General features: G+C 67.8%; 16 protein-coding genes and 1 pseudogene. 9 read left to right on the top strand and 8 right to left on the bottom strand.

Annotated features, from left to right (window positions below; genetic code table 11):
• Nucleotides 1-278: 278 nt before the first annotated feature.
• Both ACVCL9_RS10075 and ACVCL9_RS10070 read right to left on the bottom strand, forming a co-directional pair.
• The gene (locus tag ACVCL9_RS10075) at nt 279-878 is read right to left on the bottom strand and encodes a hypothetical protein (protein WP_447098234.1); all 600 of its coding nucleotides are present in this window, start codon (nt 876-878) and stop codon (nt 279-281) included.
• A 184-nt stretch (nt 879-1,062) separates the two neighbouring features.
• Nucleotides 1,063-2,070: a LysR substrate-binding domain-containing protein gene (locus tag ACVCL9_RS10070; protein WP_447098235.1), complete on the bottom strand. Its 1,008-nt coding sequence runs from the start codon at nt 2,068-2,070 to the stop codon at nt 1,063-1,065.
• 159 nt (nt 2,071-2,229) lie between these two features.
• On the opposite strand from ACVCL9_RS10070, the gene ACVCL9_RS10065 reads away from it, so the two are divergent.
• The 4 genes from ACVCL9_RS10065 to prmC all read left to right on the top strand — a co-directional run bounded on the left by ACVCL9_RS10065 (nt 2,230) and on the right by prmC (nt 12,392).
• Entirely contained in the window at nt 2,230-4,932 is a 2,703-nt protein-coding gene (locus ACVCL9_RS10065) for a M1 family metallopeptidase (protein ID WP_447098236.1), read from the top strand.
• Nucleotides 4,933-5,883: 951 nt separating this feature from the next.
• Nucleotides 5,884-6,777 (top strand): hypothetical protein, encoded by an 894-nt coding sequence (locus ACVCL9_RS10060; RefSeq protein WP_447098237.1) that lies wholly within the window; start codon nt 5,884-5,886, stop codon nt 6,775-6,777.
• Between the two features lie 694 nt (nt 6,778-7,471).
• The gene (locus tag ACVCL9_RS10055) at nt 7,472-11,569 is read left to right on the top strand and encodes a hypothetical protein (protein WP_447098238.1); all 4,098 of its coding nucleotides are present in this window, start codon (nt 7,472-7,474) and stop codon (nt 11,567-11,569) included.
• Entirely contained in the window at nt 11,562-12,392 is an 831-nt protein-coding gene (prmC, locus tag ACVCL9_RS10050) for a peptide chain release factor N(5)-glutamine methyltransferase (protein ID WP_447098239.1), read from the top strand. Before ACVCL9_RS10055 ends, prmC begins: the two co-directional genes overlap by 8 nt.
• A 96-nt stretch (nt 12,393-12,488) precedes the next feature.
• Here the strand turns inward: prmC and ACVCL9_RS10045 are convergent, their stop codons facing one another.
• Nucleotides 12,489-12,989, bottom strand: coding sequence for a hypothetical protein (locus ACVCL9_RS10045; protein ID WP_447098240.1), 501 nt, complete (start codon nt 12,987-12,989; stop codon nt 12,489-12,491).
• Between the two features lie 28 nt (nt 12,990-13,017).
• Between ACVCL9_RS10045 and ACVCL9_RS10040 the strand changes: the two genes are divergently transcribed.
• Nucleotides 13,018-13,158 carry a hypothetical protein gene (locus ACVCL9_RS10040; RefSeq protein WP_447098241.1) on the top strand — a complete coding sequence of 47 codons (141 nt, stop codon included), beginning with the start codon at nt 13,018-13,020 and terminating at the stop codon, nt 13,156-13,158.
• Between the two features lie 132 nt (nt 13,159-13,290).
• Here the strand turns inward: ACVCL9_RS10040 and dxs are convergent, their stop codons facing one another.
• Nucleotides 13,291-15,180, bottom strand: coding sequence for a 1-deoxy-D-xylulose-5-phosphate synthase (gene dxs / locus ACVCL9_RS10035; RefSeq protein WP_447098242.1), 1,890 nt, complete (start codon nt 15,178-15,180; stop codon nt 13,291-13,293).
• A 140-nt stretch (nt 15,181-15,320) separates the two neighbouring features.
• On the opposite strand from dxs, the pseudogene ACVCL9_RS10030 reads away from it, so the two are divergent.
• Nucleotides 15,321-15,716, top strand: a pseudogene (locus ACVCL9_RS10030) (low affinity iron permease family protein); the annotation flags it as partial.
• 321 nt (nt 15,717-16,037) lie between these two features.
• Here the strand turns inward: ACVCL9_RS10030 and ACVCL9_RS10025 are convergent.
• Complete coding sequence (locus ACVCL9_RS10025) at nt 16,038-16,643, bottom strand: HNH endonuclease (protein ID WP_395119986.1); 606 nt, start codon at nt 16,641-16,643, stop codon at nt 16,038-16,040.
• Nucleotides 16,644-16,873: 230 nt separating this feature from the next.
• Here ACVCL9_RS10025 and ACVCL9_RS10020 point away from each other — a divergent pair, with 230 nt between their 5' ends.
• Nucleotides 16,874-17,647: a SapC family protein gene (locus ACVCL9_RS10020; protein WP_395119984.1), complete on the top strand. Its 774-nt coding sequence runs from the start codon at nt 16,874-16,876 to the stop codon at nt 17,645-17,647.
• 67 nt (nt 17,648-17,714) lie between these two features.
• On the opposite strand, the gene ACVCL9_RS10015 is transcribed toward ACVCL9_RS10020, so the two are convergent.
• Complete coding sequence (locus ACVCL9_RS10015) at nt 17,715-18,188, bottom strand: GNAT family N-acetyltransferase (RefSeq protein WP_395119983.1); 474 nt, start codon at nt 18,186-18,188, stop codon at nt 17,715-17,717.
• 115 nt (nt 18,189-18,303) lie between these two features.
• Here ACVCL9_RS10015 and ACVCL9_RS10010 point away from each other — a divergent pair, with 115 nt between their 5' ends.
• Entirely contained in the window at nt 18,304-19,743 is a 1,440-nt protein-coding gene (locus ACVCL9_RS10010) for an RNB domain-containing ribonuclease (RefSeq protein WP_447098243.1), read from the top strand.
• Between the two features lie 96 nt (nt 19,744-19,839).
• On the opposite strand, the gene ACVCL9_RS10005 is transcribed toward ACVCL9_RS10010, so the two are convergent.
• Both ACVCL9_RS10005 and ACVCL9_RS10000 read right to left on the bottom strand, forming a co-directional pair.
• Complete coding sequence (locus ACVCL9_RS10005) at nt 19,840-20,439, bottom strand: OmpA family protein (protein WP_395119981.1); 600 nt, start codon at nt 20,437-20,439, stop codon at nt 19,840-19,842.
• Between the two features lie 222 nt (nt 20,440-20,661).
• Nucleotides 20,662-21,696: an Lnb N-terminal periplasmic domain-containing protein gene (locus tag ACVCL9_RS10000; RefSeq protein WP_447098244.1), complete on the bottom strand. Its 1,035-nt coding sequence runs from the start codon at nt 21,694-21,696 to the stop codon at nt 20,662-20,664.
• Nucleotides 21,697-21,795: 99 nt separating this feature from the next.
• Here ACVCL9_RS10000 and ACVCL9_RS09995 point away from each other — a divergent pair, with 99 nt between their 5' ends.
• Nucleotides 21,796-22,041 (top strand): hypothetical protein, encoded by a 246-nt coding sequence (locus tag ACVCL9_RS09995; protein ID WP_395119979.1) that lies wholly within the window; start codon nt 21,796-21,798, stop codon nt 22,039-22,041.
• Nucleotides 22,042-22,091: the final 50 nt, after the last annotated feature.

The raw sequence follows: 22,091 nt of genomic DNA, 5'->3' as shown, positions 1-22,091 counted from the left end.
TGCGATAACGTGAGGGGAAGCTGCGCCCCTGACTGAAACCTCGAAGAAGAAGTCCCCGACGTACTCGTGGGCCGTTCGGATGGTGTTCTAGCGCACGGCTTGCCGTCTGGTAGCCGTGCGCTCTCGACCATACGGCAGTACGAGGCGTGGTCACCGACCGAGGCGAAGCGTGCGACATCCCCGCTCTCGAGCAGGATCGCCGTGCCCAGAACCGGGCCAGTGCCTTGCACGGCCAGTGGGGCGTGCGAGGCCAGGTTGAGCGGCGGCACGCCACACTCCTATGGCGCCGGCACCACGTCCACCCGCTCCACATAAATCAACTCGCACGCCCCCGCACCCGTGTCCTCGCGGTTCATGGACGTCTTCCAGTGCCACCCACCAGGTCGGCTGGCGTCGACCAGGAAGCCTTCGAGGTGGACGACCTCGCCGGTGCGCACCTGCTCGAGCTGGTTTTTCACGTCGGCGTCGGTGGGGATCATGTGCATGTTGGCGCTGGAGGTTTCGATCTCGCGCCGGGGGATCGGGAACTCCTGCACGTGCCAGTAGTAGAAGCGGCCGGACTGGCGGATGTCGATGTGCTGCAGCACGTCGCTGTCGGACATGCGGCCCCAGCCCATGGCCAGGTCCAGCGGAACCAGCTCGCCGTCGGCGCCGCCGTAGTCCTTGCGCGAGAGCACGCGGGCGGTGATGTCGAAATGCGCGCGGGTGGTGAGGGTGGTGTCGCCCTTCTGCAGTTGCGCGCCGTGGTCGAGGTCGACCTGTTCCGGCGCGGCGGGGGCCAGCACGCCGGGGCCGGGGTGCACGGGCGCGCGCCCGTGGTGCTTGAGCACGCCCAGCAGCACCAGCGACGCGACGGCGGCGATCAATATTTTGCGCATGGAGGCCCCGACCCTCGATCTGGGCGGAGTTTACGCGAAGGGGATTTCGAATAACTCCATTGTTCCGTCATTCCTGCGAAGGCAGGATCCAGCGCCTCTGCTTTTTTCCCGATGAGTCGAAGGCGCTGGGCCCCAGCGTTCGCTGGGGCGACGGGTTTTGGGAAGTTCCCGAGGCGGGGCGAGTTCAGCCGGGATCGGCGGCGGGCGCGGGCGCGGCGGTCGCCGTGCGGCGGCTTCGGCGGGTGGCGGGTGCCGGTTCCGTCGCCGCCACCGGCGAGGCGGCCGAATGTGCATCCAGCAGTTCGGCGGGCAGTTGCCGGAACACCTCGGCCAGGCGCTGCAGGAAGGCGTGCATCGCCGAACTCTTGCGCCACACCATCGCGATGCGGCGGCTGGGTGCGTGGCCCTTGAACTCGATCAGGTGCAGGCCGTCGACCGGCGCCACCGGCGGCTTTACCGCCGTCACCGGCAGCAGGGTGATGCCGACGTTGGCCGCCACCATCTGGCGCAGGGTCTCCAGGCTGGTGGCGCGAAAGCCCGAGTGCTCGCCGGCGCCGGCCATGTGGCAAACCTCCAGCGCCTGGTCACGCAGGCAGTGGCCGTCTTCCAGCAGCAGCAGGTTCTGGTGGGACAGGTCGCGCAGCTTGAGCAGCCCCGGCTGGTGCGCCAGCGGGTGTTCGTCGGATACGGCGAGCAGGAACGGCTCCTCGAACAGGAACTCGCTGTGCAGGCTGTCCTCGTGCAGCGGCAGGGCAAGGATGCCGGCGTCGAGCCGGCCCTCGCGCAGCAGGCGCAGGATCGCCTCGGTCTTTTCCTCGACCAGCAGCAGCTCCAGCTTGGGAAAGGCCGCGCGCACCAGCGGCAGCGCATGCGGCAGCAGGTACGGCCCCAGCGTGGGGAAGATGCCCAGCCGCACCGTGCCGGACTCCGGGTCCAGCGTGCGCCGCGCCACCGCGCGGATCTGTTCCACGCCGCCCAGCACGTCGCGCGCGCGGATCGCGATGTCGCGGCCGACCTCGGTCAGCAGCACCTTGCGCGGCGCGCGCTCGACCAGCGACACGCCCAGTTCTTCTTCCAGTTTCTTGATCTGGGTGGAGAGGGTGGGCTGGCTGACGAAACACGCGGCCGCCGCGCGACCGAAATGGCGGTGCTCCGCCAGAGCCACGAGGTATTGCAGGTCGCGCAGGTTCATCGCCGCTCCCGGTCCGTCGAAACATAGATCATACCTATGATGCGCCACGCAAATAATCAGCGTTGACGATGCCGCAGGCCGCCAGCCATGCCTTCTGGCACTGGGTCGAAAGTCATGCCGCCCCCTAGCGTGGGGCTTTGTCCGTCCCGGAGTGAAGCCATGCGCCGCCTTGTCCAGACCGCCTTGTTCACCGCGCTCGCTGCCTGTGGCGCCTCGACCCTGGCCGCTTCCGCCGAGCAGGCGCCCAGCGGCCGGTTGCCCGGCTGGGCCATGCCGCAGTCGTACCAGTTGGCGTTCAAGGTGGACCCTGCGCAGGCAGATTTCTCCGGCACCACGACGATCGAGGTGAAGCTCGAAAAGGCCTCCGACCACCTGTGGCTGGACGGCGCCGACCTGAAGGTGTCGAGGGTGGAGATCACCGATGCTGCCGGCGCGGTGCACGTGGGCAAGTACGTGGCGGCGGATGCGAAGGCCGGTGTGGCGCGGGTGGATTTCGGCAGCGTGTTGCAGCCGCAGCAGCTCAGCGTGAAGTTCGAGTACACCGCGCCGCTCAATGCGCAGCTGCAGGGGTTGTACAAGGTCAGCGCCAAGGGCAAGCCGTATGCGATGACCCAGATGGAACCGATCAGCGCGCGCTTCGCCTTTCCCGGCTTCGACGAGCCCGGCTTCAAGACTCCGTTCGACATCTCCATCACCGCGCCCGCCGACGAGACCGTGGTGGCCAACACCAAGCCGGTGAGCGAGCAGAGCGCCGGCAAGGGCTGGAAGACCGTCACCTTCACCCGCACCGTGCCGCTGCCGACCTACCTGGTGGCCTTCGCGGTCGGCCCGTGGGACGTCGTCGCCGGCCCGGACATTTCGCCGACCGCTTACCGCGCCAAGCCGCTGCAGCTGCGTGGCGTCGCCGCCGAAGGCGAGGGCCATCGCATGCAGCATGTCCTCTCCGAATCGCCCAGCATCATCCACGCGCTGGAGAACTACTACGGCTTCGGCTATCCGTTCGACAAGCTCGACCTGCTGGCCGCGCCGGATTTCTCCGCCGGCGCGATGGAGAACCCCGGCCTGGTCACCTTCCGCGACTGGCTGCTGCTGCTCGACAACGATTCCCCCGCGCGCAACGTGCGCGGCTCGTTCAACGTCACCGCGCACGAGCTGGCGCACATGTGGACCGGAGACACGGTCACCACCGAGTGGTGGAACGACATCTGGCTCAACGAGGCGTTCGCCACCTGGATGCAGCAGAAGGTGACGATGCAGGTGCATCCGGAATACCGCGCCGATCTCGACCGCGTGCGCGGCGGCCAGCGCGCGATGGGCAGCGACAGCATGGTCAGCGCGCGCAGCGTGCGCCAGCCGATCACCGGCAACGGCGACATCACTACCGCGTTCGACGGCATTACCTACCAGAAGGGTGCCAGCGTGCTGGGCATGTTCGAGAACTACGTGGGCGAGGAGATCTTTCGCAAGGGGATGCGCGCGTACATCCAGGATCACAAGTTCGGCAACGCCACCGCCGATGATCTGGTCGACGCCATCGCCGACGCGGCGGGCAAGGGCGCGCCGTTCAAGCACGCATTCGAGAGCTTCCTCAACCAGTCCGGCGTGCCCTACGTGCGCACCAAGCTGGAATACAAGGGCGGCCAGACCGTGCTGCGGCTGAGCCAGGATCGCTACCTGCCGCTGGGCAGCAAGGGCGACCCACAGCGCCTGTGGGGCGTGCCGGTGTGCGTGCGTTACGGCACCCGCGCCAACGGCAAGGATGAAGCGCAGTCCAGCAAGGTGGAGTGCAAGATGCTCGACCAGGCCAGCGGCTCGATGGCGCTGCCCGGTGCCGGCAAGCCGACCTGGGTCATGCCCAACGCGAACGCCAACGGCTATTACCGTTTCAGCCTCGACAAGCCGCAACTGGCCCGGCTGACCGCCGTGGTCGGCCAGCTCAGCGACGCCGAGCAGCTCGCGTATGCCGATGCGGTCAGCGCCAGTTTCCGTCGCGGCGATCTCGATGCCGGCGACGTGCTGGCCGCGTTCAAGCCGCTGACCGCCTCGCCGATCTCCGACGTCGCCACCGCCCCGCTGGGCCAGCTGGCGTGGATCGCGCACCACGCGGCGCGCACCGACGCGCAGCGTGCACGCGTGGACGGCTGGGTTCGCGCGGCATACCTGCCGCGGCTGCAGAAGCTCGGCTACCAGCGCGTGGCCGGCGAGATGGATACAGCGGCCTTGCTGCGCAGCACGCTCGCCGACGCGCTGGCGTTCGACTTCCGCGTGCCGGAAGTGCGCGCGGCCTTGCTCAAGCAGGGCGAGGCGGCGCTCAAGCCCGGCGCCAACGGTCGCCTGGACCTGGCCGCCGCCAACCCCGACCTGCTCGGTGATGCGCTGGGCATGGCAGTGCAGACGCACGGAAAATCCGCGGTGGACACGCTGATCGCCGAACTGCCCCACACCAGCGACCCGGCGCTGCGCAACGGCATCCTCGACGGGCTGTCGCGCGCCGACGATCCGGCGCTGGCCGAACAGGTGCGCAACTTCGCCCTGACCGACACGGTGAAGGTAGGCGAGATGGGCATGCTGCTGATGGGCGAGCGCGACACCATCGCCCAGCGCGATGCGATGTGGCAGTGGTTCACCGCGCATTACCCGCGGATCCTCGAGCGCACCGGCAGCTTCGCCGGCGGCCGCCTGCCGTCGCTGGCCGCAGCCGGTGGCTGCAGCACCGCCGAGTCCGCGCGCCTGCACGCCTTCTTCGATTCGCGCGTGGACGACGCGGCCGGCATCGCCCGCGGCCTGGCGCAGACCGGCGAGTCGATCGAACTGTGCGCGGCGCTGAAGCAGGCGCAGGACCCTGCAGCGATCCTGCAGTAACCGCGCTGACGCTCGCTCAGCATGTGTCATGTGGCGCGCCGGTTGTCTGGCCGGCGCGCCATTCTTTTGATTGAGAGATATGACGTGGCTGCCGGGCTTTCGACAGGCCTCCCACCTCGTCCCCACACTCCGTCATGCCTGCGAAGACAGGCATCGCCCGTCTCACAAGAACGGTCGATCCCTCGCACTTGCAGGAGCGCGCTTGCGCGCGATGCCTTTGGCCGAATTCAAAGCGAAGAGCGGTCGATCGCCTTCGGCGACCGAGTTACTTTCTCTTTGCGTGCTCAAAGAGAAAGTAACCAAAGAGAAAGAGCACCCCGCTTGGCGCTTGCCGGGCTCCTGCCCGGCAAGTCCGTGAGCCGGGCCGGGCTTTTCGACAGCACATCCATGTGCTGGCGAAAAGGCATCGGCCTCCTTGCCGATGCCCGCTGCGCGGCCTGTCGACCCCGACTCACCGCCGCACAGGGGCCCTGGGTAAAGCAGCGGGCCATCGTGGCCCGCACTCTTCAGAGAAGCAGCGCAAACGCCGAAGCAGCGTGCTGGCCATTTCCTTCTTTGTTTAACTTCCTCCATCCCGGCTTCAGTGCAAGGGGGGCGCCGAGGTCGTGCTGCACGACGGGGCGCGGCTGGATCTCAGTCGGCGGTTTCGGGCGGGGGTGCGGGCGGTGTTGGGGTTGCGCTGAGCCGCGTGCGGATTTTCGGAGGCACGCGCATCACTCGATGCGGCCTCGCCAGACGGCAGGAGCGCGTGAGTTGCCTGGGTCGCACCAGTTCCTGCGCACGCGGGATAGCTCGGCGCGTAGGACGGGCAATGCTCGCCGCGGTTGCGTGAAGGGTCGGCGGACAGTGTCCGCCCTACGAACCTCAGGCGTCGCGCTGCAAGGGATAGACTACAAGGCGCACCATCACCGGCGAAGTAGCGATAGATGGCGGAGCGACAGGGAGAGGTTCATGCTGTTTTCGTCTTTGCACGACCTTCGCGGCGGCTTGCCGAAACGTCTGACGTTGCCAGCGATCGCGTTTGGCCTGGTGCTTCTCTATTTTGTTTCGCTACATCCCGCCACTGGCTTCCTGGGAGGCGCCTTCTTCCTTCTCCTAGGCTGGTGGTTCATCCCGTCCGCCATTAACCTTCTGTTGGCGGCTTGGCTCGCGTCGCTCTTCAAAGTTCACAAGACATTGCGTGCCGCCATTTTTGTTGCGGCATCGTTTTTTTTGGGAATGAATACGCTGCTGCCTACTTTGCTCAGATCGCGCTCAGAGGCAAGCAGTTCCGCCAACATACTTCGCGTCATCCGAATAAAGTCCGGTGAGACAGTCGATGCTGGCTTGATGACTGCCAGACTGGCCGATGAGGCTTCCTACCCCTCAGCGCCAAGTGCGTTGGGCGTGAGGGTAGGCGAGAACGAAGGATGCATGTGCATGTGGTGGGCACCCTCGCGGGGGCCGTCCTCCGAGTGGCAGGTCTGGGGTGTCATCAACGCATATCTCCATCGACCCAACGGCATAGAAGGCCCGCTCTACATCGGAATGGGAAACATGGCCTTGGGAAAGGCACACTTCGACGTCAGATTCATGCGCGGCGCAACTCCAAAAACCGTCAACCTCTTGCTTACGATCTACGACGGATGGGATGTGACTGCCGTTTACAGGCAATCGGCGATTCCCGTAGAAAGCACCTCGCCACCGAAAGCACACGGAGCCGGACTGGGCGATCACTTCTATCGGAATACCTTGAGCATGTTGGTGCGGCAAAATTTTTGGGTATTTCTCCTCGATAATCAGATGTCCGGGTTTTCGGCTGAACCGTTGAAGTCGTTCCTCCGTCGCGCAGTGATTGTGGAGTAACGGTGTTGCCCCTAACTGTAATGACCCAGCTGAAATGTCCATTCACCGCCGAGATCCCTTAGCTCTCGCAACCACGCAGCGGTTGCGCACCGAGTGCGGGCCAGGATGGCCCGCTGCTCTACCCGGGGCCCCTGTGCGGCGGTGAGGCGGGGTCGACAGGCCGCGTAGCGGGAGCCGACAGGGATGTCGGCTCCTTTTCGCACGGGCAGGATGCCCGTTCGAAAAGCCCGGCCCCGGCTCACGGACTTGTTGGGCAGGATGCCCAACAAGCGCCAAGCGGGGTGGCCTTTCTCTTTGGTTACTTTCTCTTTGGCCACGCAAAGAGAAAGTGACTCGGTCGCCGCAGGCGATCGACCGCTCTTGGCTTTGAATGCGGCAAGAGCATCGCGCACAGGGTGCGCTCCTGCAATCGCGCACGAAAGTAATTCGGCTGCCGCAGGCAGACGAAAGCTCTTGCTCCGCTTGCAAGCTACGTTGCAAATATGACGGCCGAAGTGCGATGCCTGCCTTCGCAGGCATGACGACGTGTGAGGGGGACGAGCCTCAACCCCATTCCGCCGCGTGCTGCGTTCAATCCAGAGTGCGATTGGCACACGCCCGCGCGTCATCACCACCAATGGCGCGGGCCGCTTCGTGCGCCCGACGCATTCCACTTACACTGTGCCCGCCGACCGGCCTAAAGGGGTAAAGCAGCATGCTTCGTCGATTGTGCATTTTGCTGGGTCTGGGTCTGCTGCTGACCGCGCCGCTGGCGGCGCAGGACATTCCGCCGCCGTTGCGTGACTGGCAGGGTTGGGTGCTGCACGACGTGCCCGGGCACGCTTGCCCGTTCCTGGCCGACCAGGCACCGGGTGAGGACAGTTACCGCTGCGCCTGGCCGGGGCGGCTGGCGCTCGATGCCGGCGAGGATGGCGGGCACTTCAGCCTGGAGGTGCATGTGGATGCGCCGAGCTGGGTGGCCCTGCCGGGGGACAGTCGCCACTGGCCGCAGCAGGTGAACCTGGGCAACCGGCCGGCGACGGTGCTGGAGCATCAGGGCCAACCGATGTTGTGGCTGGAGTCGGGCGATTATCACATCCAGGGCGAGCTGCCATGGACGTCGCGACCCGCCAACCTGGGCGTGCCGGAGTCGATCGGGCTGGTGACGCTTCGCGTCGACGGCGCCACGGTGACGCGAATCGAACGCGATGGCCGGCAGCTCACGCTGGGCGAAGCGGCCAGCGCGCAACGCGCGGCCGATGCGCTTTCGCTGCGCGTGTATCGCCGCCTGGCCGATGGCCTCCCGGCTACGCTGGAGACGCAGCTGCAATTCAACGTCAGCGGCAGCGCGCGCGAGCAGGTGCTGGGACCGGTGCTGCCCGCGGGTTTCGTCGCCACTGCGCTCAGCGGCGAGCTGCCCGCGCGACTGGAGAACGATGGCCATCTGCGCGTGCAATTGCGGCCGGGCCAGTGGACGCTGACCCTGCTGGCGCGCAGCGTCGCGCCACTGGCGAAGGTCGGCGTGACCCTGCCGCCCGCGCCGTGGCCGAAGCAGGAGGTCTGGAGTTACGCCGATGACAACGCGCTGCGCGGCACGCGCGTGGAAGGCAATGCGGTCGACGCGGCGCAGGCCGGGGTGCCGGGCGACTGGGCCAACCTGCCGGCCTACGCGCTGGATGACCGCAGCGGGCTGAGCGTGGAGCAGGGCAACCGCGGCAATGAAGGCAGCCGCAGCGACGCGCTGCACCTGCAACGCGAGATGTGGCTGGATTTCGACGGTGGGCATTTCAGCGTCGCCGATCGTCTCAGTGGCGAACTTCGCCATCACCAGCGGCTCGACGTCACCGCGCCGTGGCAGTTGCAGCGTGCCTCGGAAGACGGCGAACCGCTGCTGGTCACCAGGGATGCGAAAGGCCATGCGGGTGTCGAGCTGCGCGATCGCCGCATCGACGTGGCAGCCGGCCTGCGCGTGCCGGCCGGAGTCGGCGCGATGCCGGGTTCCGGTTGGCAGCTGCCGCTGGACGGCATCGAGGCTACCGTGCACCTGCCGCACGGCTATCGCCTGCTCGGTGTGATCGGTGCGGATCGCTCGAACGATTCCTGGGCCGCGCAATGGAGCCTGCTCGACCTGTTCGTGGTGGCATTGGTTGCGTTGCTGGCCGGGCGCTTGCTCGGTTGGCCGTGGGCCCTGCTGGCGGCGGGCTATCTGGCGCTGGCGCAGCACGAGGCGCTGGCACCGCTGTGGACGCTGGCGCTGGCATTGGCGCTCGCCTTGTTGCTGCGCGCGCTGCCGGAAGGTCGCTTGCGCGGGTTTGCGCGCGGCGGCGCGCTGGCCGTGTTTGCGCTGGCGGTGCTGTGGGCGCTGCCGTTCGCGGCCGCGCAATTGCAGTACGCGCTGCATCCGCAACTGGAGCACGGCAGCGCGCCGCGGATGGTGTCGGCGGCGTATGCACCGCAGGCCGTCGTCGCCGACAAGATGGCGGCCGGCGTGCCGGCACCGCCTCCGCCACCGCCACCGGGCGCGCGGGCCGTGAGCGAGATGAGCGCGAATGTCGTGCAGGCGGCCCCCGGCACCCTGGCCAGCGTGGTTGTCACCGGTTCGCGGATGACGGCCAGCCAACTGGTGGCCAGCGAGCAGGACAACCGCACCGTGATCCAGGCCGGCGTCGGCACGCCGCATTGGGACGAGGGCAACAACTACCGGCTCGGCTGGTCGGGGCCGGTGACGCCGCAGCAAACCACCCGGCTGGTGATCGCACCGGCATGGCTGGTGCGCCTGTTGCGCGTAGTGATGGTCGGCTTGCTGGCGGTGGTGCTGGGTCGATTGGCCATGAAGCTGTGGCGACCGCTGCGTAACCACTGGCTGCCTTCGCGTGCTGCAGGCATCGCCGGTGCCGCCTTGCTGGCGATCGCCTTCTTGCCCACCGGCGCACGCGCGCAGGCGCTGCCGGATGCGCAGTTGCTCGAGCAGTTGCGCAGCCGGCTCACCGAGGCGCCGAAGTGCGCGCCGCAGTGTGCCGAGGTGGCGCAGGCGCAACTTCAGGTCAACGGCGCGATGCTGGAGGTCGTGCTGGAAACCCACGCCGGAGCCAGCGTGGCGCTGCCGTTGCCGACATCCGACCAGGCAATGCCGCTGGTCGATGTCCGCCTCGACGGCCAGGCCGATCCGGCGCTGTTGCGCGACGATGATCAGCTGCTGCTGCGGCTGGATCGCGGCGTGCACCGCGTCAGCCTGCGCTACCGGCTGGACGCGGTGGACAGCGCCGCGCTGCACTTCGCGCTGGCGCCGCAACGCATCGCCTTCAGCGACCCGGGCTGGTCGCTCGATGGCGTCGATGGCGGCCGGGTGCTGGGCGACAGCGTCACCCTGCGCCGTGTGCAGACGGCGGCCGACGGCAAGCAACTGCCGACCGCGCAGAGCTTTCCGCCGTATGTGCGGTTGACCCGCAGCATCGGCCTGGGGCTGGACTGGATCGTGCTGAACCGGGTCGAGCGCATCGCGCCGCAGGAGGGTGGATTCAGCATCAGCCTGCCGCTGCTGCCGGGCGAGCATCCGCGCGGCGAGGGCGTGCTGGTCAAGGACGGCAGGATCAACGTCACCTTCAAGGCCGGCGAATCGATGGTGAGCTGGAGCAGCCAGCTCGATCGCTCCGCGAAGATCACCCTGGAAGCACCGCCGCTGGGCGAGCGCTCCGAGGTGTGGGAAGTGGGCGCGGCGCCGATGTGGCATGTGGATGCCGAAGGCGTGCCGACCAGCGCCAGCGATGACGGCCTGCGGTTCGATCCGCTGCCGGGCGAGAAGCTGCAACTGGCGATCACGCGGCCGGTGGCCATGGCCGGCGACAGCCTCGCCATCGACGGCGCGCAGCTGACCATCCGCACCGGCGAGCGCGCCAGCGAGTTGCAGCTGGACCTGCGCGTGCGCAGCACCCGTGGCGGCGAGCATGCCATCGACTTGCCGCCCGGCAGCGAGTTGATCGATGCCCGGCGCGACAACCAGCCGATCAACCTGGCGATACGCGATGGCAAGCTGAGCCTGCCGCTGCTGCCCGGCGCGCATGACTACGCCGTGCACCTGCGTGAGCCGCTGGGCGTGGCGATGCGCGTGCGCACGCCTGCGCTGGATCTGCATGCGCCGGCGGCCAACATCGGCCTGAACCTGCAACTGCCGCAGGATCGCTGGGTGTTGTGGGCCTGGGGGCCCACCGACGGCCCGGCGGTGCTGTACTGGTCACAGGTGCTGGTGCTGTTGATCGCCGCCTGGCTGCTGGCGCGCTACGCCCCGACGCCGTTGCGCCTGCGCCACTGGGTGCTGCTGGGGCTGGGCTTCTCGGCCTTCGCCTGGAGTGCGTTCGCGCTGGTGGTGGTGTGGCTGATCGCCCTGGGCCTGCGTGCGCGGCTGCGGGCGCCGGAGCAGCTCGAACGCCTGCGTTTCAACCTGCTGCAGCTGGGCCTGGCGACCTTGACCGTGCTGGCACTGTGCGTGCTGGTCGGCGCCGTGCCGCAGGGTCTGCTGGGCTTGCCGGACATGCATGTGGCCGGCAACCACTCGTCGGGGTCGAACCTGCACTGGTTTGCCGATCGCAGCGACGGAGCGTTGCCGCTGGCCGGCGTGTTCAGCCTGCCGTTGTGGATCTACAAGCTCGCCATGCTGGTCTGGGCGCTGTGGCTCGCCAATGCGCTGATCGGCTGGCTGCGCTGGGCCTTCGACGCGTGGACGCATGGCGGCTACTGGCGCAAGCGCGAGCCGAAGCCTGGCGTGGTGCCGCCGCAACTGCCGCCTTCGGCGGCGGGGCCGGGGCGCGATGCCTGACGTGCGCGAGGCGCTGGCCGCAGCGACGCAACGGCTGGGCGACCGCACCGAGGCCGAACTCCTGCTGCTGCACGTCCTGCAGCGGCCGCGAAGCTGGCTGTTCGCGCATGCCGGCGATCCGCTTGAAATGGACGTCCAGACGTCTTACCAGAAGTTGCTGTCCCGTCGCGAGGCCGGCGAGCCGGTGGCCTACCTCGTCGGCCATCGCGGCTTCTGGACGCTGGATCTGGAAGTTACGCCGGCGACGCTGATCCCGCGCCCGGAAACCGAGCTGCTGGTGGAACTGGCGCTGCAGCGCCTGCCACCCGGTTTCAGCGGCCGCGTCGCCGACCTCGGCACCGGCAGCGGCGCGATTGCGCTGGCGATCGCGCGCGAGCATCCCCGCGCGCAGGTGATCGCCACCGATGCCAGCGCGACGGCGCTGGCCGTTGCCCGACGCAATGCGCAGCGCCACGGCATCGACAACGTCAGCTTTGTGCAAGGCGACTGGCTGGCGCCGCTGGCGGGCCAGCGCTTCGAGCTGATCGTCTCGAACCCGCCCTACATCGAGGCCGGCGATCCACACCTGGCCCGCGGCGACCTGCGCTTCGAGCCGGCCAGCGCGCTGGCCTCGGGCCGCGACGGCCTGGACGACATCCGCCGCATCGTCGATGGCGCCCTCGGCCATCTCGCCCCGGGCGGCTGGCTGCTGTTCGAGCACGGCTGGAACCAGGGCGAGGCCGCGCGCGTGTTGGTGCGCGATGCCGGCTATGTCGAAGTATTCACGGCGCAGGATCTGGAGCAGCGCGATCGGGTGAGCGGCGGGCGTTGTGCTCGGCGATGACGGCCGGCGTGCATCCCCCGTCCACGATGCTCCGGTTCAACGCACAACCTGCTGCTGGCGGTGGCGATTGTTGCTGCGCCCCGCGAAGCAGAGATTTTACGTCGCAGGTTTCCATTCGATCTTTTTCAAATCCCATGTCATGGGGTCGTAACTTGCCTCGTAGATCGGCACGGCATCGTGTGACCTCCCTGCAAGTTTGCGTTGCACCTGAATGTTCAAGATGACGTCGTCACCGCGCACGGTGATGCCATAGAACCAGAATTCGTCGCCAGCCATGAAAAATTTCGAATCCCGGTAAGGATTGACGATGCGTCGGCGCAGTTCGTTCGCAGCATCCAGAACGATGACGTTGTCGGCACCGCAATGAGCTTGTGCCTGAAGGACGATGATGCCGTCTCCGTCGGGCAGGAGTTGCGCAGTCCGCGTGTCATGACCATCAATCTGCCGTGTAAACGTTCGACCATCGTTCTCCCATTGGTACGCCTTTGGTCGGTACTCCGGGTCATTGATTTGCTGAAGCAGCGGCACTGAAGGCAGGTACTCACCAACTTTGGTCCTGAGGCCGTTGTTCAGAACGTAAACAAAATTCTGGATCATGAGCCTGGGTCCTCAGTTCGCGGAGGTCATGCAGAACCTGCCCGGCGGCGATGCCCTCGGAACGTTCAATGGCGATGCGCAGGCACTCGGCACGGGTCGCGATCAGGCGCGCTTCATCGCGCAGCGTGGCCGCTTGCCGGCTGGCCCAGTCTTTCAGCTGGCGCCATGATCCGTCGATCCATCCCGTCAAGATGTTCCCTTCCGTGGTGTCGCTGCGCTGCTCCGAGCGTAACTGAAGCACGAAGCGGCCGAGCGTGATCCGGGTCCTGGAGCGCTGGCGAACCCGGATGGATGGCCGGAATCAGGCGCTGTTCTGGCTGAGCCGCTCGATCAACGGAAATCGTGCGTGGATGGCATGGCGGATGCCCGGCAGGTCGAGGCCGGCCATGCTCAGCACCTCCTCGCGGCTGCCGTGTTCCAGATAGACGTCTGGAAGGCCGAGATGAAGGATCGGCAGGGTGATGCCGTGCGCGGCCAGGCACTCGGCCACGGCGGAGCCGGCGCCGCCGGCGACGGCGTTGTCCTCGAGGGTGACGAAGCCGTCGTGGGTCCTGGCCAGTTCCAGGATCAGGGTGTCGTCAAGGGGCTTGATGAAGCGCATGTTGACCAGGGTGGCGTCGAGTTCGGCGGCGATGGTGGCGGCCGGTGCCAGCATCGCGCCGAAGCTGAGCAGGGCGAGGCCGTGGCCGCGCCGGCGCAGCTCGGCCTTGCCGATCGGCAGCGTTTCCAGCTCGTGGTGGGTCGCCACGCCGGGGCCGGTGCCGCGCGGGTAGCGGATGGCCGCCGGGCCGGGGTGGCTGAAGCCGGTGCTGAGCATCATGCGGCACTCGTTCTCGTCGGCCGGCGCCATGATCACGAAATTCGGCAGGCAGCGCAGGTAGGTGAGGTCGAAGCTGCCCGAATGGGTGGCGCCGTCCGGGCCGACCACGCCGGCGCGGTCGATGGCGAAGGTGACGTCGAGGTTCTGCAGCGCCACGTCGTGGATCGCCTGGTCGTAGGCACGCTGCAGGAAGGTGGAGTAGATCGCCACCACGGGTTTGGCGCCCTCGCACGCCATGCCCGCGGCCAGTGTCACCGCGTGCTGCTCGGCGATCGCCACGTCGAAATAGCGCGCGGGGTATTCCCTGGAGAAACGCACCAGGCCCGAACCCTCGCGCATCGCCGGGGTGATGCCGAGCAGGCGCGGGTCGGCGGCGGCCTGGTCGCACAACCAGTCGCCGAACACGTCGGTGTAGGTCGGCTTGGCCTTGCCGGTTTTCTTCTTGACGCCGGCCAGCGGGTCGAACGGGCCGACCGCGTGGTATTCGATCTGCGCCTGTTCGGCCGGGGCGTAGCCCTTGCCCTTGGTGGTGATCACGTGCAGCAGCTGCGGGCCGGGCAGGTTCTTCACCGTGCGCAACGCCTGCAGCAGTTGCGGGATGTTGTGGCCGTCGATCGGGCCGGTGTAGTGGAAGCCGAGTTCCTCGAACAGCGTCGAGGGCACGAACATGCCCTTGGCGTGCTCCTCCCAGCGCTTGAACCAGCGGCCCATGAACGACTGCTTGGGAATGGCCCGCTTGGCCCGCTCGCGCAAGTCGTTGAGGCGGCGGCTGGCCATCGCGCGCGCCATCATCTTGGTCAGCGCGCCCACGTTCTCGCTGATCGACATGCCGTTGTCGTTGAACACCACCAGCAGGTCGGGCTCGACGTCGCCGGCGTGGTTGAGCGCCTCGAACGCCAGCCCGGCGGTCATCGCGCCGTCGCCGATCACCGCCACCACCTTGCGCTGCTCGCCGCTGGCCTGCGCGGCGATCGCCATGCCCAGCGCGGCCGAGATCGAGGTGGACGAGTGGCCGACGCCGAAGGTGTCGTACTCGCTTTCCTCACGGCGCGGAAACGGCGCCAGGCCATCCTTCTTCTTGATCGTGGTGATGCGGTCACGGCGGCCGGTGAGAATCTTGTGCGGATAGCACTGGTGGCCGACGTCCCAGACCAGGCGGTCGTGCGGCGTGTCGAACTCGTGGTGCAGGGCCACGGTCAGCTCGACCACGCCCAGGCCCGCGCCGAAGTGGCCGCCGGAGCTGGCGACGGCCTCGATCAGATACTGGCGCAGTTCGTCGGCGACTTGCGGCAGTTCGCTGTCGGGCAGCCGGCGCAGGTCGGCGGGCGCGTCGATCGAAGCCAGGCGGGGATAATGGCTGAGGTCATTCATCCTCGTATTGTTGGCCCAGCGGCGGGGCGGAGCAAGGGCGAAACAGTGAACAAGGCCTGATTGCGACCGGTGCAGCCTGCAAGTGCGGCACACAATCGGCATCGCATGCTGCGCGCAGATTCCCTTGCGGAGATCCGTCCATGGCCAGTGTCTCGCAGGCTTTTCGCCGCTTTGCGGAAGCCACCGCGCGCCAGTCCGGTCGACCGGCGACCTTCCTGGCGGCCGTATTGATCGTGGCGGTTTGGGCAGCCAGCGGGCCGTTCTTCCACTTCGGCGACACCTGGCAGTTGGTGATCAACACCGGCACCACGATCATCACCTTCCTGATGGTGTTCCTGATCCAGAACAGCCAGAACCGCGACAGCGCGGCGCTGCAGATCAAGCTGGACGAGCTGATCCGCACTACCGCGGCCCACAACGGCCTGCTCGACCTGGAAGACCTCGACGAGGAGACCCTGGAGCGTATCCGCGAGAACTACCGCAAGCTGGCGGCACGGCGCGAGCGTGCCAGCGGCGGCCGCAAGCGCAGGCACGGCGGCCCGGCCCGGGGCGAAGCCGAGGAAGCGGGCGAGGCGGACGAAGCCTGCGAGGAGGTCGACGAGATCGACCGCGAACTGGAGAAGAACCGCGAGACGCGCGCGGAAGAGGGCCATGCCGACACCGCGGCGGAACGGCGGAAGTGAGGCTTGGCGTCTCCTAGAGCGTGGGCGGTAGAAATCTTCCGGGCTGCAAAGGCGTCTGCGCGGTTTATGTTTCCGCCGCTTCCCGGCCTACAGAACCATCATGGGCCGGCGAAGCGTGGAAAATCTGCACTCACGCAGCCACTTTTGCCTCGAAAGTTTCTACCGCCCACGCTCCTAGGCGTATTCCGCCATCGGGCGCCGGTCGCGCGGCAGCCGGCTGACCAGGAACTCCATCTGGTCGGCGAGGATGTTGCGGTTGGACAGGATCAGGTGCTCCACCCAGCTTGGCCGGTACGGTACCGCCAGCAGCGGCATGTTGGCCTGCTGCGGCGTGCGGTTGCTCTTTTTCAGGTTGCACGACAGGCAGGCGCTGACCACGTTCTCCCACTCGTCCTTGCCTTGCCGGGAAATCGGCAGCACGTGGTCGCGGGTCAGTTCCATGCGCGTGAAGTGCTCGCCGCAGTACATGCAGATGTGCCGGTCGCGCGCGAACAGCGCGGTGTTGGTCAGCGCCGGCGACGGGTCGACCGCATGCTCGCGGCAGTGGCCGGTGCTGGCGATGATCGGGTGCAACTGCAGCAGGCTCTGCGTGCCCAGCGCACGGTTGTGGCCGCCGTGCACGGTGAGGCAGGGATCGCCCAGGGTCCAGGCGACGACGTCGCGCACGTACAGGCACACCGCGTCCTGCCAGCTGATCCAGTCCAGGATGCGGCCAGCGGCGTCCAGCGACAACACGCGCGTCGCCTGCAGGTCAGCCGGTTTGACAGCGTCCATCAGCATGCAGTTCGTCCTTCCGCCGGGGCATCGAGGGAACCAGCGGGCATGGCGCAAGGCCAGCCCGATCGCAGCATAGAACACTTTTCCGCCGTTCCGAAGGCGCCGGCGCGGCGGGATTCGCAGGCACCGGTGCCCGCTGATATGATCCCTGGCTCGACATGAAACCCACGCCGGGTTCGACAGGGCCGCCGCCGTGGCGGCCCGGCGCGACGGGGGACCAAAGGTGGATCAACGTGGCTGAAGTCATTTTCTACGAGCACCCGGTGGCGCTGAACCGGGCCGAACACAAGAATCTTCGGCTCAAGGGCGTGCCCAACATGAAGTTCGCCATGAACACGCACTCGGTGCCGTTGACCGCGGCGGAGTTCGGCCTGGCCGCGCGTGACCTGCTGATCGTGTTCGCCGGTCCCGACGCCGCCAATGCCGGCCCGATCGCGTTGCTCGGCCTGCGTCAGAACGAGAACCTCTACGTCGACGCCGCCGGCCAGTGGGCGCCCAACACCTACGTGCCGGCCTTCGTGCGCCGCTACCCGTTCGTGCTGGCCGAGAAACCGGCCGGGCAGGAGGGCGGCGATTTCGCGGTGTTCCTCGATCAGGGCTTCGAGGGTTTCAACGCCGCCGACGGCGAGCGCCTGTTCAACGAGGACGGCAGCGACACCGAGCTGCTGAAGAACGCCGTGGGTTTCCTCGGCGAGTTCCAGCAGAACATCGACCGCACCCGCACCTTCATGCAGTACCTGGTCAAGCATGACCTGCTGGAAGCGCGCAACGTGCAACTGCACAAGGGCGAGCCGGATTCCGGCCATGGCATCACGCTCAACGGCCTGTTCATGGTCAACGAGGAGAAGCTGCGCGCGCTGGACGAGAAGGTCGCCCACGAGATGCTGCGCGAAGGCGTGATGGCGTGGATCTACGCCCACCTGCTGTCGCTCAGCAACATCGACCGCCTGGCCCGTCGCCTGGACGAGCGCGAGCAGGCCGAGTCGGCGGCCAAGACCACCAACTGAGCAGGACTTCGCTTCGCCTGCTGCACGCAACAAGCCGCCTGCGGGCGGCTTGTTCGTTTGCGCGCCTTCAACGCACCGGTTTGGCCAGCTTGATCAGGTCGGTCGCGTAGCCGCTGGCCTCGTACAGCGCGCGGGCGCGCTCATTGCCGGGGAACACCGCCAGCGTCACCAGCTGGCACTGGTGCTCGCGCGCCCACTGCTCGGCGTGCGCCAGCAAGGCCTTGCCGACGCCGTTGCCTTCGTGCTGCGGCGCCACCGCGAGATCGGAGATGTGGCAGTTGCTGCGGCCGCTGAAAAAATCGGCGGTGCGCTGCAGGTGGATGAAACCCACCCGCTCGCCGTCGCCATTCTCGGCCACGAACAGGAAGCTGTTCGCCGGCTGGTCCTCCAGATGGTGCAGCAGGTCCCGGCGGATGCCTTCGACGCATTCGTGGCGGCGACGCCACGCCGGCAGCGCGAAGTCGGCGAAGCGTGGCACCAGCGCAAGGATGAAATCGTCGTCGTCGGCAGCCAGGCGGATCAGCAGGGGCGAGTCGTTCATGGGCGATCGGGTCGGTGGGCCTGACGGCTTTCTACACCGCCCCCGGCGTGGACGAAAGCCCACCGAAGGCGGCATGTATATTCGCGTACGGCCGGCAGCCATCAACGGAGGAACCATGACCACGACGCGACGCATCCGTCTGCAGCCCGCGGGCAGTGCCGTGCTTGCGCAGGGCATGGACGAGATCCGGCAACAGTTGGACCTGCCCACCGCGTTTCCGGCCGAAGTCGAAGCCGCCGCCGCGGCCGCTGCGGCGAACCCGCGCCTGCCGGCGCTGGACCGCACCGAGCTGCCGCTGGTCACCATCGACCCGCCGGGCGCGCGCGACCTCGACCAGGCCATGCACGTTCAGGCGCAGGGCGACGGTTGGCGCGTGCATTACGCCATCGCCGACGTCGCCGCCTTCGTGCAGGCCGGCGACCCGGTGGACCTGGAAGCGCATCGGCGCGGCGAGACGCTGTACGGCGCGGATTCGAAGATCCCGCTGCACCCGAAAGTGTTGTCCGAGGATGCCGCCTCGCTGTTGCCGGATCAGGTGCGCCCGGCGCTGTTGTGGACGGTGGACCTGGACCCTGCCGGCCGCATCGCCGCCATCGACGTGCGCCGGGCGCGCGTGCGCAGCCGCGCCCAGCTCGACTATGCCGGCGTGCAGCAGGCCATCGACGCCGGCAGCGACGATCCGATGTGGGCGGTGCTGCGCCGGATCGGCGAGTTGCGCGAGCAGTGCGAGCGCGCGCGCGGCGGCGTGAGCCTGCCCCTGCCGGAACAGGAGATCGACGTGGTCGACGGCCGCTGGACGCTGGCGTTCCGCGCGCGCTTGCCGATCGAGAACTGGAACGAGCAGATCTCGCTGCTGGTCGGCATGGCCGCGGCGCAATTGATGGTGCAGGCGAAACTGGGGCTGTTGCGCACGCTGCCGCCACCCGACCCGCACGCCATCGCGCGGCTGCGCGTCACCGCGCGGGTGCTCGGCATCGCCTGGCCGTCCGGGCTGGACTATCCCGGCTTCATCCGTTCGCTGGACCCGTCCAACGACGTGCACGTGGCCATGCTGACCGCCTGCACCACGGTGCTGCGCGGGGCCGGCTACGCGGCGTTCGACGGCGCGCTGCCCGCGCAGCCGATGCATTCGGCGCTGGCAGCGCAGTACACCCATGCCACCGCGCCGCTGCGCCGGCTGGTCGATCGCTATACCGGCGAGGTCTGCCTGGCGCTGTGCGCGAAGCAGCCGGTGCCGGCGTGGGCACTGGCCGCCTTGCCCGGCCTGCCGGACACCATGCAGGCTTCCGGCCATCGCGCGGGCCAGTACGAAAGCGCCGTGTTGAACCTGGCCGAAGCCGCCGCGCTGGCGCCGCGGGTGGGCGAGGTTTTCGACGGTGCGATCGTCGAGGTCGCCCGCGGCGATCCGGCCAAGGGCACGGTGATCGTGCGCAACCCGGCGGTGGAGGCCGGCGTTTCCGGCAGCGGCAACCTCACGCTCGGCGCCGACGTCCGGGTGAGCCTGGTCGAGGCCGACCCGGTGCGGCGCGTGACGCGTTTCGAGCTGGCAGGCTGACACGCCGCGGCGCCGAGGCATGCCGGGGGGGGGGACACGACGCCAGCAGCGCGGCCGTGCCGGCCACCCGCGCTGCTGGCCATCGACGGGCGCCGCTTACGGGGCCGTCGTGGCGACCGCACCGGCGCCGGTGGCATCGACGGTGAGCGAGACGCGGCGGTTGTCGCGGCCCTGGTCGTGCGTGGCGCCCTTGGCGACCTGGCGGTTGCTGTCTTCACCGTAGCTGACCGCACGTACCTGATCGGCGGACAGGCCGCTGCTGATCAGGAAATCGCGCACCGCATCGGCGCGCTGCATGCCGAGCTTCTTGTTGTAGGCACGCGAACCGGCCGGGTCGGCAAAGCCTTCCACCGTGATCAGCACGCCGGGGTGGTACTTGCCGATGGTCGCGGCAAAGTCCTGCAGCGCAGGCTTGTCCTGCTCGCTCAGGGTGGCGCTGTTGAACGCGAAGTGCGCCACCGTGTCGATGCTGACGCGGCCCTGCATCGCGGTGATCTGGCTGTCGTACTTGGCAAACTGCGATTGCATCTGCTGCTTGATGGCATCGATCTGCTGCTGCTGGTCGGTCTGCTTCTGCTGCAGCTGCTGGATGGCCGTGTTGAAATCGGATTGCTTGACGTACTGCGAGCAGCCGGCCAGGCCGATGGTGAGCAATCCCGCCGTCAATGCGGCCACGCGAGTGATCCTCGTGTTCATCCGGGTCTCCTGGTTTGTACGGGGTGGGGGTGCACGCAGGCGCTGATGACAGCGGCGCGCCTGCAGGACGAACGAAACGGTGCCGCCATCGCTGTCCTCCCGGAACCTAACCCATCGAGGCGGCAAGGACGCGTAAAAGCGGCACATTCCGCGTCGCGCCGTTCAGGTCGGGTTGCGCTGCGCGGCTCGCGTCGAGGTCGTGACGCGAACGGCTCGCGCGCATCAGTCGCGTGCGGTGACGGTACGCACCGCGCGCGAGAAATCGGCGCCGGCCGGTGTCGCACGGGCGCGTTCGCTGATGCGTGCGCGCTCGCGCAGTGTTCCGATCGGCACGCGACGATCGAGGGCGCCGATGCCTTGCAGATACTCCGGCAGATAGCCGGTCAGCAGCAGGCGCATGTCCCATGGCAGGCCCGGATCGATCTGCCGCGCCATGCGATGGACGAGGGTGGTGCAGTTGGAGGTGAAGGTGTTGTAGAACGCCGGCCGCGCGGCCAGCCGGTTGGCCGCATGCACGTAGGAGAGCAGCAGCGCGCGTAGCGTGGCCGGTTCGATCTGCAGCGGATACAGATAGACGTCCTCGTTGCGCACGTTGGTGCGCACGCGGATGATGTCGTCTTCCTCGGCGCCGACCAGGATCGTCTCGAACTGCTTGAAGAAGCCGCCCACCGAGGAATACTCCTGGTCGCGGCTCTTGCGCACCTCCACCGAGAACACCAGGTGGCGGCCGTCGTCGAAACCGAACGAGATCATGGCGTGGGCGATCGCCCGGCTGCCCCAGTGCGACAGCACCGCATCGGCGCTGGCCAGTTGCGCCAGGTCGTACTCGTGGCGCTCCCAGCGGATGTCGTAATCGTTGTCGCTGCGCCAGGCGAAGTGGCGCACGTTGTCGAGCACCACGCGATCGCCGTGCACGCTGCCGGTCAGCGTGCGGGCAACGTCGTCGCGCCAGTCGCGCGCGCCGGAGGGCCTGATCGCGACCCACCACAGCAGGACCATCGCGTACAGCGCGGCATGGACGACCAGCGGCAGCCAGCTGCGCCCGCCGATCGCGCAGGCGTACAGCACTCCGGTCGCGATCACCCAGAGCGCACTGCCCAGCGCGCGCCCGGCGCGGCCGCCGGGCAGCCGATACCACAGCGCCAGCGCGGCCCACGCGCCGGAACAGAACACGATCGGCGTCATCACCATCACGATGGCCACGCGACCGATCATGCCGAGCTTGTCCATCATCCCGCCGATGCTGCCGCGATCCATTCCTCCAGCGTGCCGATTCCCCGGCCGGAAAACAACGCGCGGCCCGAAACCGATGCCGGGCGGGCGGTGAGTTGGCAAGCCTGTTGCATTACCTCGGGCATGAACGACATCGCCTATGACATCTCCCATCTGCTCGACGTCGAACGCCAACAGGCCGATGTGCCGGCGCCGCGGATCGTTCGGGCCGTTCCCACCGTTCCCGCACGGGCCGCCCGCTCCGGCGTGGCCGAGGCGCAGGAGGCGCTGGCCCGCGAGCTGATCCAGTGCGCGCCGATCCACGACGCCATGGTCCAGCAGTACCTGCGCCTGAGCGGCGAGACCTTCCGCGAAAGCTGCGCCAGTTGAACACCTACCCGGCCGCCATTGCCACTTTTGAGCAAAAGTTGACCCGCCGG

The organism is Rhodanobacter sp. UC4438_H5, from assembly GCF_052978405.1.
The sequence above is the reverse complement of the archived record's forward strand: the minus strand, read 5'-3'. Positions and strand labels throughout refer to the sequence as shown.